At 68.5% G+C, this 17236-nt stretch carries 11 protein-coding genes; 8 read left to right on the forward strand and 3 right to left on the reverse strand.

Annotated features, from left to right (window positions below):
- Positions 1–50: 50 nt before the first annotated feature.
- Together AMYHA_RS16745 and rpsO are read right to left on the reverse strand one after the other, a co-directional pair.
- Positions 51–2291 (reverse strand): polyribonucleotide nucleotidyltransferase, encoded by a 2241-nt coding sequence (locus AMYHA_RS16745; protein WP_034272425.1) that lies wholly within the window; start codon positions 2289–2291, stop codon positions 51–53.
- 247 nt (positions 2292–2538) lie between these two features.
- The gene (gene rpsO, locus AMYHA_RS16750) at positions 2539–2808 is read right to left on the reverse strand and encodes a 30S ribosomal protein S15 (RefSeq protein WP_034272427.1); all 270 of its coding nucleotides are present in this window, start codon (positions 2806–2808) and stop codon (positions 2539–2541) included.
- A 278-nt stretch (positions 2809–3086) separates the two neighbouring features.
- On the opposite strand from rpsO, the gene AMYHA_RS16755 reads away from it, so the two are divergent.
- On the forward strand, positions 3087–4421 hold the full coding sequence (locus tag AMYHA_RS16755; RefSeq protein WP_051400007.1) for an ABC1 kinase family protein: 1335 nt from the start codon (positions 3087–3089) through the stop codon (positions 4419–4421).
- 160 nt (positions 4422–4581) lie between these two features.
- Here AMYHA_RS16755 and AMYHA_RS16760 read toward each other — a convergent pair whose 3' ends face one another.
- Complete coding sequence (locus tag AMYHA_RS16760; protein WP_034272430.1) at positions 4582–5277, reverse strand: twin-arginine translocation signal domain-containing protein; 696 nt, start codon at positions 5275–5277, stop codon at positions 4582–4584.
- A 1079-nt stretch (positions 5278–6356) separates the two neighbouring features.
- Here AMYHA_RS16760 and AMYHA_RS16770 point away from each other — a divergent pair.
- From AMYHA_RS16770 to AMYHA_RS16800, 7 genes are read left to right on the forward strand one after another with little or no spacing between them, the layout of a single operon-like run.
- Positions 6357–7310, forward strand: a complete 954-nt coding sequence (locus AMYHA_RS16770; protein WP_084037322.1) for a DUF1702 family protein — start codon at positions 6357–6359, stop codon at positions 7308–7310.
- A 31-nt stretch (positions 7311–7341) separates the two neighbouring features.
- Positions 7342–9243: an FG-GAP repeat domain-containing protein gene (locus tag AMYHA_RS16775; RefSeq protein ID WP_034272432.1), complete on the forward strand. Its 1902-nt coding sequence runs from the start codon at positions 7342–7344 to the stop codon at positions 9241–9243.
- Positions 9240–10238, forward strand: coding sequence for an enediyne biosynthesis protein UnbU (locus AMYHA_RS16780; protein WP_196776914.1), 999 nt, complete (start codon positions 9240–9242; stop codon positions 10236–10238). Before AMYHA_RS16775 ends, AMYHA_RS16780 begins: the two co-directional genes overlap by 4 nt.
- Entirely contained in the window at positions 10235–16006 is a 5772-nt protein-coding gene (locus AMYHA_RS16785; protein WP_034277625.1) for a type I polyketide synthase, read from the forward strand. Before AMYHA_RS16780 ends, AMYHA_RS16785 begins: the two co-directional genes overlap by 4 nt.
- Positions 16003–16416 (forward strand): acyl-CoA thioesterase, encoded by a 414-nt coding sequence (locus AMYHA_RS16790; RefSeq protein ID WP_034272434.1) that lies wholly within the window; start codon positions 16003–16005, stop codon positions 16414–16416. The genes AMYHA_RS16785 and AMYHA_RS16790 overlap by 4 nt, the downstream gene beginning before the upstream one ends.
- 40 nt (positions 16417–16456) lie before the next feature.
- Entirely contained in the window at positions 16457–16744 is a 288-nt protein-coding gene (locus AMYHA_RS16795) for an ArsR/SmtB family transcription factor (protein WP_034272436.1), read from the forward strand.
- Positions 16741–17133 (forward strand): VOC family protein, encoded by a 393-nt coding sequence (locus AMYHA_RS16800; RefSeq protein WP_034272438.1) that lies wholly within the window; start codon positions 16741–16743, stop codon positions 17131–17133. The genes AMYHA_RS16795 and AMYHA_RS16800 overlap by 4 nt, the downstream gene beginning before the upstream one ends.
- Positions 17134–17236: the final 103 nt, after the last annotated feature.

Below are 17236 nucleotides of genomic sequence, written 5' to 3' on the forward strand. Positions count from 1 at the left end.
AATGACGCTTTCCCCGCGCGGGGCGCGGGGAAAGCGTCTTCACCACACCATTACGCCTCAGAGGACTCCGAGGGCTGCTCTGCCTGCTCGACCTGCTCCTCGTCTTCCTTGACCGGGATCAGGCTGATCTTGCCGCGCTGGTCGATGTCGGCGATCTCGACGCGGAGCTTATCGCCCACGTTGACGACGTCCTCCACCTTGCCGATGCGCTTACCGTTGCCCAGCTTCGAGATGTGGACCAGGCCGTCCTTGCCCGGCAGCAGGGAGACGAACGCGCCGAACGCGGCCGTCTTGACGACCGTGCCGAGGAACCGCTCGCCCACCTTCGGCAGCTGCGGGTTCGCGATAGCGTTGATCTTCTCGATCGCGGCCTCCGCCGAGGGGCCATCGGACGCACCCACGTAGATGGTGCCGTCGTCCTCGATGGAGATGTCCGCGCCGGTCTCCTCGGTGATCGAGTTGATCATCTTGCCCTTCGGGCCGATGACCTCGCCGATCTTGTCCATCGGGATCTTCACGCTGGTCACGCGCGGCGCGTACGGGCTCATCTCGTCCGGGTCGGGGATAGCCTCGGCGATGACGTCGAGGATGGTCAGCCGGGCGTCGCGCGCCTGGTTCAGCGCGGCACCGAGCACGTCGGACGGGATGCCGTCCAGCTTGGTGTCCAGCTGCAGCGCGGTGATGACGTCCTTGGTGCCCGCGACCTTGAAGTCCATGTCACCGAAGGCGTCCTCCGCGCCGAGGATGTCGGTCAGCGCGACGTACTCGGTCTTGCCGTCCACCTCGTCGGAGACCAGGCCCATGGCGATGCCCGCGACCGGCGCCTTGAGCGGCACACCGGCGTTGAGCAGGCCCATCGTGGACGCACACACCGAGCCCATCGACGTCGAGCCGTTGGAGCCGAGCGCCTCGGACACCTGCCGGATCGCGTAGGGGAACTCGTCCCGCTTCGGCAACACCGGCACCAGAGCACGCTCGGCGAGCATGCCGTGGCCGATCTCGCGTCGCTTCGGCGTGCCGACGCGGCCGGTCTCACCGGTGGAGAACGGCGGGAAGTTGTAGTGGTGCATGTAGCGCTTGGTGTTCTCCGGCGAGAGCGTGTCGAGCGACTGCTCAAGCCGCAGCATGTTCAAGGTGGTGATGCCCAGGATCTGGGTCTCGCCGCGCTCGAACAGCGCCGAGCCGTGCGCCCTCGGCACCACGCCGACCTCGGCGGCCAGCGAGCGGATGTCGGTGAGGCCTCGGCCGTCGATGCGCACCTTGTCCCGCAGGATGCGTTGCCGGATGAGTTTCTTGGTCAGCGAACGGAACGCCGCGCCGACCTCCTTGTCACGGCCCTCGAAGGCCTCACCTTCACCGACGCCGACCTTGGCCAGCACGGCGGCCTTGACCTCGTCGGTCGCATCGTCCCGCTCCTGCTTGCCCGCGATGGCCAGCGCCTTCGTGAGATCCTCTGTCGCGATCGACGCGACGGCGTCGTAGACGTCGTCCTGGTAGTCGAGGTAGAGCGGGAACTCCCCGGTCGGCTTGGCGGCAGCGTCGGCCAGCGCCTGCTGCGCCTCGCACAGCACGCGCAGGAACGGCTTGGCCGCGTCGAGGCCCTCGGCGACGACCTGCTCGGTCGGAGCCGTGGCGCCCTGCTCGACCAGGTCGAGGGTGTTCTCGGTGGCCTCGGCCTCGACCATCATGATGGCGACGTCCTCAGGGTTCTCCCCGACGACACGGCCAGCGACGACCATGTTGAAGGTCGCCTGCTCCAGCTGCGACCAGGTCGGGAACGCGACCCACTGGTCCTCGATCAGCGCGACACGGGTCGCGGCGACCGGACCGGAGAACGGCAGGCCACCGATCTGGGTGGACGCCGACGCCGCGTTGATGGCCAGCACGTCATACGGGTCGTCTGGGTGCAGGCTCTGCACCGTGATCACGATCTGGATCTCGTTGCGCAGCCCGTCCGCGAAGGACGGGCGCAGCGGCCGGTCGGTCAACCGGCAGGTCAGCACGGCCTCGGTCGACGGACGTCCCTCCCGGCGGAAGAACGAGCCGGGGATCTTGCCGATGGAGTACATCCGTTCCTCGACGTCCACCGTCAGCGGGAAGAAGTCGAGGTGCTCCTTCGGGTGCTTGGACGCGGTGGTCGCCGACAGCAGCATGGTCTCATCGTCGAGATAAGCGACAACCGAACCAGCGGCGAGCTTGGCCAGCCTGCCCGTCTCGAACCGGACGGTGCGAGTACCGAAACGGCCGTTATCAATCACGGCCTCCGTCTCGTGTACGACGGTTTCTGTCATGTGGGGTCTTTCTCCTCGTCTGCGTTCACGGTCAGCCCACCTGAGGGCTTCCCGGTCGGACCGCGCGAGGCACCCCACCTCCCTAGATGGAGATCGCCCAAGTGACGAGGCCGGTCATCGATCGAAGTCCTCGGGACCGAGTCCCGGGAACCACTACCGAGGACCGGCGTCCTCAAGCGCCTCGCACGTGTCCTTGGTTCTCTTGTACTGAAGGGGAGCACCCACGTGGGTGCTCCCCTTCAGTGTCTCATCGACGGAGGCCGAGACGTTGGATCAACGTCCGGTATCGCGTGATGTCGACCTTCTTGACGTAGTCAAGCAGTCGGCGGCGGCGGCCGACCAGCAGCAGCAGACCACGACGCGAGTGATGGTCGTGCTTGTGCTCCTTGAGGTGCTCGGTCAGACCGATGATGCGCTTGGTCAGCAGAGCAACCTGCGCCTCGGGGGAACCCGTGTCCGTATCGTGCAAGCCGTACTCGGACAGGATTTCCTTTTTTTGATCGGTGGACAGCGCCACTCGTCTCTCCTTTAGTTCGGTGCCGTGTCATGAAGCGTCAGTCCCGGCCGCCACGGACCGCAGCCGGACTCGGTGACTCAGCGTATCAGGGTGCGCCGTTCACACGACGGCTGGCCAGGGTCTTTCCCGGCTACACCGGGGCCGCAGCGCCCCGTCAAGAGCTTCCGCGAGATCGCCACGGGCACATAAAATCCCACGAACCGGTGACTGAGCCAGCGATGTCGCGCTGATCCGGAAATGCTGTGCGTCGAACTCAACGGCACAGCGAGGTAAGCATCATGACGACGACGCAGTCACCGCACCCAACCGGTATCCCCGCGGTCAAGACCGGCCCGCTTGTTCGCAGGTTGGCGGAGATCGGCGCGATCCTGGCGCGACGGGTGGCCATACTCGCGGTGATGTCCGCACGTTCGGTGTTCACCGGCCGACGCGCCCGCACCGACACCTGGCTACTGGACACCATCACGGCGCTCGGACCGGCGTTCATCAAGGTCGCGCAGATGCTCAGCACCCGTGCCGACCTGCTGCCGCCGAGGCACTGCCGGACGCTGGCCGCGCTCCACGACACGGTGCTGCCGATCCCAGCGCGCGAACTCGCCCCGGTGCTGGAGCGCGCCCTGGGCCCCGAGACGACCCGCACGCTGGTCGTCACCGCCGAACACGGCGGTACACCGATGGCGTCGGGCAGCATCGCCTGCGTGTACCGGACGACGCTGCCCGACGGGCGCGACGTCGCGGTCAAGGTGCGCCGCCCCGGCATCGAGACCACGCTGCGGACCGATCTGACGATCATGCGCCGCCTCGGCGGGCTGGTGAAGCACCTGCCCGGCCTGCGCGGTGTGCCGATCGCCGAGATCATGACCCAGCTCGGTGACGCCGTCTACGCGCAGCTCGACTTCGCCACCGAGCGCCGCAACCTCGCGTCGCTGCGCGCCAACCTGGTCGAGTACGACGCGGTGCGTGTCCCCGAGGTCTACGACGAACTGTGCACCGACGACGTGCTGGTCATGGAGTACCTGCCGGGCCTGCGGCGTCGCAGCCCCGACGAGCTGTCCGAGGAGGACCGCACGGAAGCCGTGCTCGCCGCGCTGCACGCGGTCTACCAGATGCTGTTCCACGACGGCCTTGTCCACTGCGACCTGCACCCCGGCAACCTCTACCTCGGACCTGGCGCGCGAGCGGCGATCGTCGACGCCGGATTCACCGTCCGGCTGACGCAGGACGCGCAGGACAAGTTCAGCACGTTCTTCTACTACATGAGCGTCGGCAAGGGCGAGAAATGCGCCGAGGTCGTGCTATCGACGGCCACCGCCCGCTCCGGCACCGACGAGGACGGCTTCCGGCGCGAGATCGTCGAACTGATCGAGACCCACACCGGCGTGGCGGCGGCGGATTTCGACCTCATCCACTTCGCGACGTCCCTGTTCGATATCCAACGTCGTTACAACCTCTACGCCGACCCGCAGTTCGTGTTCCCGATCCTGTCGCTGCTCGTGCTGGAAGGCGCGGTGCGCGACTTCGCGCCCGACATCGACTTCCAGGACGAGGCCATCCCCTTCCTTGCGGGCGCGATGATCTCCCGCACCCTCCAGCTCCACCGCCAACGCACCTGACTCGGCGAGCCCCGAAGGACATTCGTGTCCCCCACTCACGACGCCGTGTCCCTCACTCACGACGTCGTGTGCCACCGCGGCGACGGATGGGAGCCGCACACGGTCAAGGGGCCCCGCCCGCTATGCGCGAGCAGGGCCCCTTGAGTTCGGATGACCGGTTCTAGCCGACCGTCCAGTTGAACGTCGGCAGCATCGCGAGTGGCTTCGAGCCGACAATCTGGCCGTTCGACCCGATCGCGTACAGACCGACGTCGCCCTGGGTCTTGTAGGGCATGTTCTTCGGCGGGAACTCGAACTGCGGTTCCGCGTTGCCCATGACCACCGGCGCTTCCGGCAACGTACCCAGCAACACTGGATCACCACCGGCGCCACAGTTTTCTAGCTCGACCGTAATCGGCAGCACCATCGTTTGGGTGTAGCCGCCGGTTGTCGGGTCGAATTCGAGCAAACTGTCTGCGGACACTTCGATTTCGTCGGCCATCTTGACGGTGATGGTGCCGAACGGAGTGTCCTTCGCCGAGACTTCATGCTGTTCGACGACGAGTCCCCACTTGTTCGGGTTGGGGCCTCCCTGCACACGAACCCCGACATTTCCCTTGCCGGAGAACGGGAATGTGCCTTCGGACGTGACCAAGTTGATGAGGTCTCCGAAGCACGGGCATGTCACCCGCATGCCGTCGAACCCACCGCCGCCCGGAGGCTGCGGTGGCGTCGGAACCTGCGCTGATGCCTTTCCCACGAATCCGCTACCCGCCGCCATTGCCGCGGCGGCGGCAGCGGAATAACCGGCACGCTTCAGGAATTGCCGCCGGTCGCCATCTAGCGGCCGACGAGATTCATCGTTGCGATCAGACATTCTTCAATCCTTAACTCGTGGCACGCGGATCAAATTCGGATGCCGAGGTCGATGCCGAGGGAACTCAGCAACGGCGTCTCACCACACGTGCAGTCACCGTCGCCCGTTCCGTCCTCGGGAGCAGGTGCCGGTGCGGGCTCCTCCTCGGGAGCCGGAGCCGGTGCGGGCTCCTCCTCCGGGGCAGGTGCCGGTGCAGGCTCCTCCTCCGGGGCAGGTGCCGGTGCAGGCTCCTCCTCGGGAGCCGGAGCCGGTGCAGGCTCCTCCTCCGGGGCAGGTGCCGGTGCAGGCTCCTCCTCCGGGGCAGGTGCCGGTGCAGGCTCCTCCTCGGGAGCCGGAGCCGGTGCGGGCTCCTCCTCCGGGGCAGGTGCCGGTGCAGGCTCCTCCTCGGGAGCCGGAGCCGGTGCAGGCTCCTCCTCGGGAGCCGGGGCAGGTTCAGGTTCCGGGGCTGGTTCGGGAGCTGGCTCCGGTTCGGGCGCTGGCTCAGGCGCCGGTTCCGGCTCCTGCTCCGGCGCTCCGTCCGCGGGATCCAACTCGCCGCCGATCAAGCATTCCGGATCGTCCTGACGTTCGAAGCAGTCATCGTCCGATGTGGCCTGCTGCGTGATACCTGTGACGGTCCCCAAAAGCGGATCGGGCGATGCGCCCATTGCTTGCGCTGAGGGAACCCCCATCGCGAGGACTGTCGCCCAGGCGATTACCCCGCCTCGGCGAATTTTTCTGGACACTGTGACACTCCCAAGGTCTATTGACGCCGGTTGTCGTGTCGTCATCCGCACCAAATGTCGCGGATCGGACTACCTAGAACCTGGCCCTAACTGGACGGCAGCACCAGACGAGACTCGCCAGGAACACCCAATAGGGAACAATCTTGTCACTCGTTAGATCTGCACGACGATCTATCGAGTTAGCGCAATATTGCGGTTCGAGCTCGCTGAAACCCGACAACGAGACAGCCCCAATCAACGTAACGTCGCACAATTCGGTGAACCTTGCGTCTCAGGTCGCGTACAGCCCCTGAAATCGGGCCTAATACACGTGCGGCTGGAAGCTCGCGAACGCGAAAGAGACTAGAGGTACCGATGTCGACAGCAGGCTCAGTTCCGGTGACCGAATCGGCTGCCGGGGCCCAAGCCAGGCTGCTGCGATTGCCTCTCGGACTCGCAGACTTCGCCCGGCGGGGGTTTCGGCTTGACCGTCCGCGAGATCGCGCTGTGCTGGAGACCCATGCCCAGAGTTTCCTGACTGGATTCAATCTGGCCGCACGCCACTGGCGCGACCCGCACCCGGCCTTGGGAACGGTGCCCGAGCCGGAGCGGGGCTTCGCCTATGAGGGCGCGGGAATGTACACGGCGCTGCGCGGCGTCCTTCGGCCCGGTGAGAGTGTGGCGTTTCGACGTCTGTGCGCTGGCCCCGGCGACAAGTACATTCACCTGATCCACGTCGGCTACGGCTGGGCGGGTGGCATGGTGCCGCTGCCGATCGAAACCGTGCCATCAACGCCGCTGCTGCGGTGGCTGGCACTGGACGGCGCCGGGTTCGCGCAGGTCTACTTCGGCGGGTTACGCGCCCTGCGCACGCTGTGTCATCGCGCGCCATCTGATCGCAGAGACGCCGCCCTCGCGGGAGCGGGCCGCGCGTTGTGGTTCGTGGAATCGGCCAGCCCGGAGGGCATCGCAGCCGTGATCGGCGACGCGCCCGACTCCGCGCAGGGTGAGCTGTGGGCCGGTGTCGGCCTGGCGAGCTGCTACGCGGGGTGCGCCGACGCCGAGGCGCTGGACCGGCTGGCCAAGGCCAGTGGCGAGCATCAGCCGTCCTTCGGCCAGGGCGCGCTGTTCGCGTGCGCGGCGCGAGCCCGCGCGGGTGGCGTGCCGCCCCATACCGAGCAGGCGTGTGCGCGGTTGTTCGGCATTGACTCCGTGGCGGCGGAGCAGTGGACCGATATCGCGGCGGCCGGGCTGACCGAGTCCGCCGACGTGGCCGCCTACACCGAGTGGCGGTCACGACTACGCGGCGACGTCGCCGCCCGGTCGTGACCGCCGTCGTCGACGTCAAGAAGGAAGTGCCATGTTGTCCCTATTACGCCGTGCCGTGGTTCCCGCGTTGGCGCTCGCGCTGTGTGTGGCGGTCGGCGTGTTCACTGTCCGACCCAGCCTCGGCCACGCCGAGGCCGAAGAGCTGACCAGCGGGTTCGCGTTCGACACCGTGAAGCTGAACTCGGCGCCACCGGACGCGCGCCAGCAGCGCGAGGTACAGCCGAACCTGGAGCGTATTCGGGCGTGGATCTCCGCGGTAGGCGCGGCGGTCTCAGTCACCGACCTGCGCGGGCTCGGCCGCGCCGCCGACGCCTGCCTGGTCGATCCGCGTGACGACTCCGTGACCGTGCTGCCGGTGCCGGGCGCGGGTGGCAGCGACTACGAGCGGTTCACGCTGACCCCGGACGGCCTGCCGTATGACGCGACGATGGCGCCGATGGGCTGCGTGCCCGCCGACCTCGACGAGAACGGCGCGATGGACTTCGTCGTCTACTACTGGGGACGCTCGCCGGTGGTCTTCCTCAACTCCGATCGCGGCGAGCCGCAGGCTGGCCTGTTCACCGCGCACGAGCTGATCTCGCCGATGGAGGTGTGGAACACCTCGGCGTTGTCGATGGCCGACGTCGATGGCGACGGACACCTGGACATCATCGCGGGCAACTACTTCCCGGACGGCGCGCGGGTGCTCGACCCCGAAGCACGCGGGGATGCACGCATGCGGATGCAGCATTCGATGGGCGACGCCCAGAACGCGGGCATCAACCGGCTGCTGCTCACCGACCCGACCGGCACGGCGGGCGAGCTGCCGCGCATCACCGACGCCAGCACGGCGATGCCGAAGAGTTCCGCGCACGCCTGGACGCTGGCGTTCGGGTGGCAGGACCTAACCGGCAACCAGCTACCCGACCTGTACGTCGCGAACGACTTCGGCCCGGACGACTTGCTTGTGAACGCCTCCGAGCAGGGCCACGTGCGATTCACCGAGGTCGTGGCGGGCAGGGACCTGACGACGCCCGGCTCGCAGGTGCTCGGGCATGGCTCGTTCAAGGGTATGGGTGTCGCCTACACCTGGGACCCGGGCGACGCACTGCCGATGATCACGGTCTCCAACATCACGACGCCGTTCGCGCTGCACGAGAGCAACTACGCCTTCGTCTCCGACGGCCGCCAGAGTCCCGGCGACGCGCTGCTGGCAGGCGAGTCGCCCTACAAGCAGGCGGCGGAGCAGCTCGGCATGGCACGCAGCGGCTGGTCATGGGACATCAAGTCCGGCGACTTCGATAACTCCGGCACCGACGAGCTCCTACAAACGACCGGGTTCCTCAAAGGTGAGCGCAACCGGTGGCCCGAGCTGCAGGAGCTGGCGATGGGCAATGACGACCTGCTCAACCGCCCCGAGTTGTGGCCGAAGTTCCAGCTGGGTGACGACCTGTCCGGGCACGAGAGCAATCCACTGTGGACGCGCGCCGAGGACGGCCGCTACTACGACCTCGCGTCCGAACTCGGCATCGACGAGCCACACCTCTCCCGAGGACTCGCACTAAGCGATGTGGACGGTGACGGCACCTTGGACGCGCTGGTGGCGAACCAGTGGGAGGACTCGGTGCTGCTGCGCAACCGCAGCTCCAACGCCGGCGACGCGGCGTACCTGCGGCTGCTGCGGCCCGGCGCGGCGGGTGGCTGGGTCGACGTAATCGGCGCCCAGGTGGACCACGAGATCGACGGCGAAACCAAACGGGCGCAGCTATACCCCTCGAACGGGCACGCGGGCGCATCCGGCCCCGAGGTGCAGCTCGCCCTCCCCGACGGTGAGTCCACCGAAGCCACCATCACCTGGCGCGACAGCAACAGCACTCATCGATCCACTGTGGAGGTCCAACCTGGCCACCACACGGTTGAACTCGGCACCGACGGAACGGCGGTCCTGCGATGACGGCGACAACCACCCCGACGACGGCCACGACTGCCGCGCCCACCGACACGGCCACCCCGGCGACCCAACCTGCCCCAGCTGCGCAACCGGCCCCGGCAGCCAAGCCGGTAGACGCCAGGGTGAGTGCGTTGCGCCGGTTCGCGGCCTCGATCACCGCGTTCACCATCCTGGGCCACCTGGTGCTCGGCTTCGAGCAGTCGCCACTGACACCGATCGTCGCGCTCGCGGTCAGCTACGCGGCAGCGCTGCTGTTCGAGTGGCTGGACAGCTGGGCGAACGGCACCACGCCTGAGTACGCGGGCGGTGTCCGCAACCTGACGACGTTCCTGCTTCCCCCGCACATCACCGCGCTGGCCTGCGCGATGCTGCTCTACGGCAACGCCTCGCTGTGGCCGTACATCTTCGCGGTCATGGTCGCAACCGCCACCAAGTACGTGATACGCATCCGGGTGCGCGGCAAGCTGCGGCACGTGCTCAACCCGTCCAACGCCGGGATCGCGGTGACGCTGCTGCTCTTCCCATGGGTCGGCATCGCGCCGCCGTATCACTTCACCAACGCCGTCGGCGGCGTCATCGACTGGCTGATCCCGCTGGGCATCCTGATGCTCGGCTCGCTGCTCAACGCCAAGCTCACCGGAAAGATGCCGCTGATCCTGGCATGGGTCGGCGGGTTCGCCGCTCAAGCCGTCATCCGCTGGATCGTGCTCGATCACTCACTGGCCGCCGCGCTGCTTCCCATGACCGGGGTGGCGTTCATCCTGTACACGCTCTACATGATCACTGACCCCGGCACCACGCCCCGCAAGCGGCGCAACCAGATCGTGTTCGGGCTGACCACCGCTGCTGTGTACGGAATCCTCGTGGTCTCTGGAGTCGTGTTCGGACTGTTCTTCGCGCTGGTGATCACCTGCGTGCTGCGCGCCATCGTGCTCCTCGCGACTCCATGGGCCACCGCGGCGGTCACCGCGTTGCGACCCGCCCGGAGCGCGACGTGAGCGCTGACCGCATCGCCATCGTCGGTCTGGCGTGCCGGTATCCCGATGCGGCCGACCCGGCCCAGCTGTGGCAGAATGTTCTCGCCAAGCGGCAGGCGTTCCGGCGTCTCCCCGACACCCGCCTCGGCCAGGGCTACCGCGACGAGCACGCGCCGGACGCGACGTATCTGACGCGCGCGGCGGTGCTGCGGGACTGGACGTTCGACCGGGAGCGCTTCGGTGTTCCCGGTCCGCTGTATCGGGCGGCCGACCACACCCACTGGCTCGCGCTGGAGACCGCGGCGGCGGCACTGGCCGATGCCGGTGCGCCTGGCGGCGATGGCCTGGAGCGTGACACCACCGGCGTGGTGCTCGGCAACTCGCTGACCGGCGAGTTCAGCCGCGCCGGCCTGTTGCGGCTGCGCTGGCCGTTCCTCGCCGATGCCACCGCCACCGCGCTGCACGACGCCGGGTTGAGCGACGACACCGCGGCCGAGGTGCTGGGACGACTGGAGGCGCTGGTCAAGGAACCGTTCCCGGCTCCGGGCGACGAGACGCTGTCCGGGGCGCTGGCCAACACCATCGCCGGCCGGGTGTGCAACTACTTCGACTTCCACGGCACCGGTTACACCGTCGACGGCGCGTGCTCGTCGAGCCTGCTCGCCGTCGCCGCCGCGTGCCGCGCACTGGTGGCTGGCGAGTGCGACTTCATGCTCGCCGGAGGCGTCGACCTCTCGCTCGACCCACTGGAACTGGTCGGGTTCTCCCGGCTGGGCGCGCTCGCCACCGGAGACATGCGGGTCTACGACGCCCACCCGACCGGGTTCCTGCCGGGCGAGGGTTGCGGCGTTGTCGCGCTGATGCGCGCTTCCGATGCCGAGAAACGGGGCCTGCGCACCTACGCCCACATCATCGGCTGGGCGTCCTCATCGGACGGTTCCGGTGGGCTCACGCGCCCGGAGCTGTCCGGGCAGGCGATGGCGCTGCACCGTGCTTACCGCGCCGCCGGGATCGCACCCGAGCAGGCACGTCTGGTGGAGGGACACGGCACCGGCACCGCGATCGGTGACCGGGTGGAGTTGTCCGCGCTCTCCTCGGTGCGCGGTGCTGACGCGCCACCCGCCGCGCTGGGCTCGATCAAGGCCAACCTCGGCCACACCAAAGCCGCGGCGGGTGCGGCGAGTCTGATCAAGGCGACGCTGGCCGCTCACCACCGGGTGCTACCGCCGACGACAGGGTGTGAGCGCCCCCATGACTTGCTTCGCGACGCTCCGCTGCGGGTGCTGGCCGAGGCCGAGCCGTGGCCAGACGAGACACCTCGCGCCGGGGTATCGGCCATGGGCTTCGGCGGCATCAACGTCCACGTCGTCCTGGAGAACCCCGAGCCACACGCTGCGGCGGTGCCCGCGTCGACCCACGCGCCATGGCCGGCGCTCTCGGCGGACGCCGCGTGGTCACGTCCGCGCGGTCAGCACGAGATCGTGCCGCTGGCCGCTGACACCCCGGACGCGCTCGCCGAGCGACTGTCCGCGCTGGCCGAGGCCGCGACGGCCCTGAGCATCGCGGAGGTCGGCGACATCGCGGCGACCGCGTGGCATTCCGGGGACGGTGAGGGGCGCTACCGCGCGATGCTGGTCGCCGCCACGCCGGACGAGCTGGTCGCCGCCGCGGCAGCCGCCGCGTCGCGCGCCACCGAGTGGAACGGTGACCTGGCCTTCGACCGGCGTGCCGGCTACGCGCTCGGCTCCACGCCCGTGCGCGTCGGACTGCTGTTCCCCGGGCAGGCCGCACCCGTACGCGCCGAGCTGCCGTGGTGGGCGGACGGGCTCGACGTGCCCGCGCTCGCGGCGGAGCGTGCTCGGTCCACATCCGATGACGCAGCGGTCACGCTCGACGCCACCTCGGCTATCGCTACCGAGGTCGCCCAGCCCGCGATCGTGCGCCAGTCGCTCGCGGCGCTAGCGTGGCTGGACGCCATCGGCTGCGAGGCGATCGGCGCGTGCGGGCACAGCCTTGGCGAGATCACCGGTCTGCACTGGGCTGGCGCGTGCACGGCGTCCACCGCACTGGACCTGGCCACGCTGCGGGGACGTCTGATGGCCGAGCACGCACTCGATGAGACGATCATGGCGGGCCTCGCGACGTCCGCCGCCACCGCCGAAGACCTGATCGCGGGCACCGAGGCAGTGCTCGCCTGCCATAACGCCCCCGAACGCATCGTCGTCGCCGGGCCGGTCGACGACGTCGAGCGCGTGCTCGACCGCGCGCACGCCCGGGGTATCGCCGCGAGCCGCCTGCCGGTGTCGCACGGCTTCCATAGCCCTGCCATGCAGCCGGTCGCCGGGCCGCTGCGGACAGCGCTGGCCGACGTCGCGCTGGACACCGTTCGGGACGACCGGCCGCTGCTGTCGACCATCACCGGTGGGCTCATCAGCGAGCACGACCTGCGCGGCCTGCTGGTCGACCAGCTCACGCAACCGGTGCGGTTCGCCGACGCCGTCACCGCGCTGGCCGCGCGCTGCGATCTGTTGCTGGAAACCGGGCCCGGCATCATGCTCACCGACCTGGTGGCGGCCAACGACTTTGACGTCCCCGCGCTCAGCGTGGATAGCGGCGGCGAGCCGCACGGCCACGCGTTCGCCACGGCCGTGCTCGCCGCTACCGGCAACGGCAGCCTCACACCATGGTTCACCGACCGCCCCTACCGCACGCTCGACTGGCGTGACACCCCGCGGTTCCTGGCCAACCCCTGCGAGACACCACGTAACCGCACCACGCCCGCACCGTCGACCAGCGGCGTCGTGCCCGCGTCCGGCACCGACGAACACGACGGCGAGAATGCCGAATACAGCGTCTCGGGTGCAGGACATGGCGTCCTGAGTGCAGGACACAGCGTTCCGAGCGCAGGACACGACGTCCTGAGTGCAGGACACGACCCGCTGCGGGCGCTCACACAGCACCTGGCCACGGTCCTCGAACTGTCGGCGGAGGCCATCGAGCCGTCGATGTCGCTGCTGCGTGATCTGCACATGACGTCGATCCAGGTGGTCGATGCCGTTGGCGCGGCCGCCACCCGGCTCGGCAAGCAGCCACCCGCCACCCCGCTGTCTCTCAGCGACGCGACCGTGGCTGAAGCCGCCGAGGTGCTGGCGGATCTTCCGTCCACGACGGACACCGCGCGGCCAGCCACACCCACCGGCGTACGCGGCTGGGTGCGCCAGTTCGAGCCAGTCTGGCTCCCGTTCAACGCGCGCACCGGCACATCCGCGCCCGATGGCACCCGCACCGTCACGCTGCCCGACAACGCCGGTCCCGCCACTGTCGCCGCGTTGCTGGCTGAGATCACCGACAGCCGGCCCCGCATGCTCCGGATCGTCCACGCCGGACACCACGCCGCCCAGGGCGTCGGCAGGAGCATCGCGGCGGAACTCCCCGACTGCCAAGTCGTCGTGCTCGAACGTCCGGACACCACCACGGACCCAGGCGATGCCGGACTCGGTCACCCCGACCGCTACCTCGAACTCCGCGCCCACCCAGACGGCACCCTCGAACGCGCCGCACTCCGCGCCAGGCCACCCCGGCCACGCCAGGATTCCCCCGGCAACCCACCGCTCCCCGAAGGCGTCTGTCTGGTCACCGGCGGCATGCGAGGCATCACCGCCTACGCGGCGGCCGAACTCGCCACCGGCACCGGCACCACCCTGGTGTTCGTCGGCCGCACCCCCGCCGACGACCCTGACATCACCGCGGCACTACGAGACCTCACCGACAGCGGTCACACCGACGTGCACTATCTGGCCTGCGACGTCACCGACCCCGCGTCCGTCACGGCGATGCTCACCGAGGCACGCGCGCACGGCACGATCACCGGCATCATCCACGGCGCGGGCATCAACGAGCCCCGGCCACTCGACGAGGTCACCGCCGAGTCGTTCGCCACCACCCTCGCCCCGAAGGTCGACGGCCTCCGCACCCTGCTCGAGACGCTCGGCGACATGGCCGACGACCTGCGGCTACTGCTCGGCTTCGGCTCCATCATCGGCAGGCAAGGGCTCGCCGGGCAGGCCGAATACTGCGTCGCCAACGACTGGCTCCGCCATGACATCGAAACCTGGGCGCGTGCGCACCCGCACTGTCGCACGCACCTACTGGAGTGGTCGGTGTGGTCCGGCGTCGGCATGGGGGTGCGACTCGGCGTGCTGGACACCCTGCGCAGACACGGCGTCGAGCCGATCGGCACCCGCGAGGGAGTCGACGCGCTGCGCGACGTTCTCGCGGACCCGCAGGCGCCGGTCACCGTGCTGATAACCGCGCGCTTCCCGGACACCACGACGATGCACCTCGCCGCCGAGTCCGCGCCGCTGCTGCGGTTCGGCGAGCACGTGCGCGCCCGCATCCCCGGCGTCGAGGCCATCACCCAGGCCGAACTGTCGCTGGGCTCCGACCCGTACCTCGACGACCACCGCATCGACGGCACCCCGGTGCTGCCCGCCGTTGTCGCGATGGAGGCCATGGCACAAACAGCGTCGCATGTGGACACCGTGTCGCTGCCGATCTCGCTGTCCCACCTCGAGTTCCGTGCGGCGATCACCCTCAACGGCCCCGACCCCCGCACCATCCAGGTCGCGGCGCTGGCCGATCGGCACGGCACGGACGTCGTTGTCCGCGATGACTCCGATGCCACCGGATCCGACCGCTTCAGCGGCACCCTCGTCACCGCACCCGAACCACCCGCACCCCAGCTGCCCAGCCAGCCACCCCCGCCGTCACCGGACGCCGGACCGCACGAGTGCTACGACACGACGTTCTTCCACACCGGACGGTTCCGCAGGCTGCTGCGCTACGACCTGCTGTCGGCGTTCCGGGTCCGCGCATGGATCCGCGCTGAACAGGGCAACGAGGCCGTGCCGTGGTTCTCCGCCTTCCACAGTGGACGCCTGCTCCTCGGCGACCCCGGCGCTCACGACGCCACGCTGCATGTGCTGCTCGCCTGCGTCCCACACCGCCGCGCGCTCCCCGTTGGCGTCGACCGCGTCACCGTGTGGCGCGAACCCACCGGTGTACTGCGGGTCGACGCCGTCGAGACATCGCACACCCACGACGACTACGTCTTCGACGTCATGCTGAGCCAGCCCGATGGGACGGTCGTTGCGCACTGGCAGGGCCTGCGACTGCACGCGACCACACCACCGCAGCGCAAGGGCACCCTGCCGGTGCGGCTGGTCGGGCCGTGGCTCTCACGACGGCTCATCGAGTGCGGACTGCACGAGCACGTCGAACTCCTCACCGCGCCGGGCCGCCGGAAGTTCGGCGCCGCGACCGGACTGCTGCAGCAGCTGACCGGCGGACCCGCTGGACACGACCTCGCGGGCGCCCCGCGCGTCGACGGCTCACACGCCAGCGCCAGCTACGCCCACAACACCCTGCTCCTCGGCGTGTCCGACGAACCGGTCGGCGTCGACTGGGAATCCGTTCCCGCCACCCCCGCACACGCGGGCGCGGTGCCCTGCGACGCGGCCGACCATCCCGTCGCGGAGATCCTCGCGGACAAGCTCGGCGAAGACCCCACCCTCGCACGGCTGCGCGTGTGGACCGCGCGGGAAGCACTGTCCAAACTCGGCTATGGGCAGAGTGAACCCTTGCGTATCGACCGGATCACCGAAGACGGTCTGACGATCCTGCGCGCGGGTGTGGATCACGTCGTCACCGCCAAGGTGCACACCACCGACACCCGTGGCGCACAGGTCAAGGTGGCCGCGGTCGCTTGCCCCAAGGAACCGAAAGCATGACTCATTACCGATACCGGCACATCGTCACGTTCGACGAGACCAATCTGGTCGGCAACGTCTACTTCGCGCACTACCTGCACTGGCAGGGTCACTGCCGGGAACGGTTCCTCGCCGACCACGCGCCTGGCGTGCTCAAAGACGTCGCGCACGGCTCACTCGCCCTGGTCACCGTGTCGTGCTCGATGAACTACCACGCGGAGTGCTACGCCCTCGATGAAATCGACATCGCCATGTCACTGCGGACCGCCAGCGGCAACCGCATCGTCATGGACTTCGACTTCCATCGCTCCGGCCAGCTCACCGCACAAGGCACCCAAACCGTCGCCTGCATGCGCCGCGACGACCACGGCACCACTCCCATCGAAATCCCCGACGAACTCAACCGGGCACTCCGGGCATACAGCGACTGAGCATTGACAGGCAAGTCGTCACTTGCCTATCGTCTGCTCTGTGAGCGACATCTTCAAGGCACTGGCCGACGCCACGCGCCGGGCAATCCTGGATGAGCTCACCGACCGTAATGGACAGACCCTGTTCGAGATCTGCGCGCGACTGACGACCAAGCATCAGCTCGGCTCGTCGCGGCAAGCGATCTCGCAACACCTCGACATGCTCGAAACCGTCGGGCTCGTCACGACCCGGCGCGAAGGCCGCTACAAGTACCACTACCTCGACGTCACGCCACTGGAACCGATCATCGACCGATGGCTCACACCAAACCGAAGGAACGCGCCATGAGAATCACCATCACCAGCGTCTTCGTCGACGACCAAGACAAAGCGCTCGACTTCTACACCACCGTCCTCGGATTCCAGAAGAAACACGACATCCCGCTCGGCGGGGAAGACCGGTGGCTCACCGTCGTCTCCCCCGAGGAGCCCGACGGCACCGAGCTGTTGCTCGAACCCGACGGGCACCCCGCCGTCAAGCCATACAAGTCAGCACTTGTCGATGACGGCATCCCCTGCACCAGCTTCGCCGTCGACGACATCCAGGCCGAGTTCACCCGGCTCCGCGACCTCGGCGTCACCTTCACCCAGGAACCCGTCGCCATGGGCCCGGTCACCACCGCGGTGCTGGACGACACCTGCGGAAATCTCATTCAGATCGCACAGCACCACGGGTGATGGGACTCGCCCTCCGAACGATGTGCGAGGCGGCGCCGAACTGCGGAACCACGGCGTCTCTTCCGTACCCGCAGACGCATCATGCTTCACCTGAGTGACCGAT

Source organism: Haloechinothrix halophila YIM 93223 (assembly GCF_000504245.1).
GTDB classification, from domain to species: Bacteria; Actinomycetota; Actinomycetes; order Mycobacteriales; family Pseudonocardiaceae; genus Haloechinothrix_A; species Haloechinothrix_A halophila.

Bases quoted from the DNA above. Each gene is read 5' to 3' on its own strand.
- AMYHA_RS16755 (WP_051400007.1), top strand. From the start codon at position 3,087: ATGACGACGACGCAGTCACCGCACCCAACCGGTATCCCCGCGGTCAAG.
- AMYHA_RS16780 (WP_196776914.1), top strand. From the start codon at position 9,240: ATGACGGCGACAACCACCCCGACGACGGCCACGACTGCCGCGCCCACC.
- AMYHA_RS16770 (WP_084037322.1), top strand. From the start codon at position 6,357: ATGTCGACAGCAGGCTCAGTTCCGGTGACCGAATCGGCTGCCGGGGCC.
- AMYHA_RS16790 (WP_034272434.1), top strand. From the start codon at position 16,003: ATGACTCATTACCGATACCGGCACATCGTCACGTTCGACGAGACCAAT.
- AMYHA_RS16800 (WP_034272438.1), top strand. From the start codon at position 16,741: ATGAGAATCACCATCACCAGCGTCTTCGTCGACGACCAAGACAAAGCG.
- AMYHA_RS16760 (WP_034272430.1), bottom strand. From the start codon at position 5,277: ATGTCTGATCGCAACGATGAATCTCGTCGGCCGCTAGATGGCGACCGG.
- AMYHA_RS16745 (WP_034272425.1), bottom strand. From the start codon at position 2,291: ATGACAGAAACCGTCGTACACGAGACGGAGGCCGTGATTGATAACGGC.
- AMYHA_RS16775 (WP_034272432.1), top strand. From the start codon at position 7,342: ATGTTGTCCCTATTACGCCGTGCCGTGGTTCCCGCGTTGGCGCTCGCG.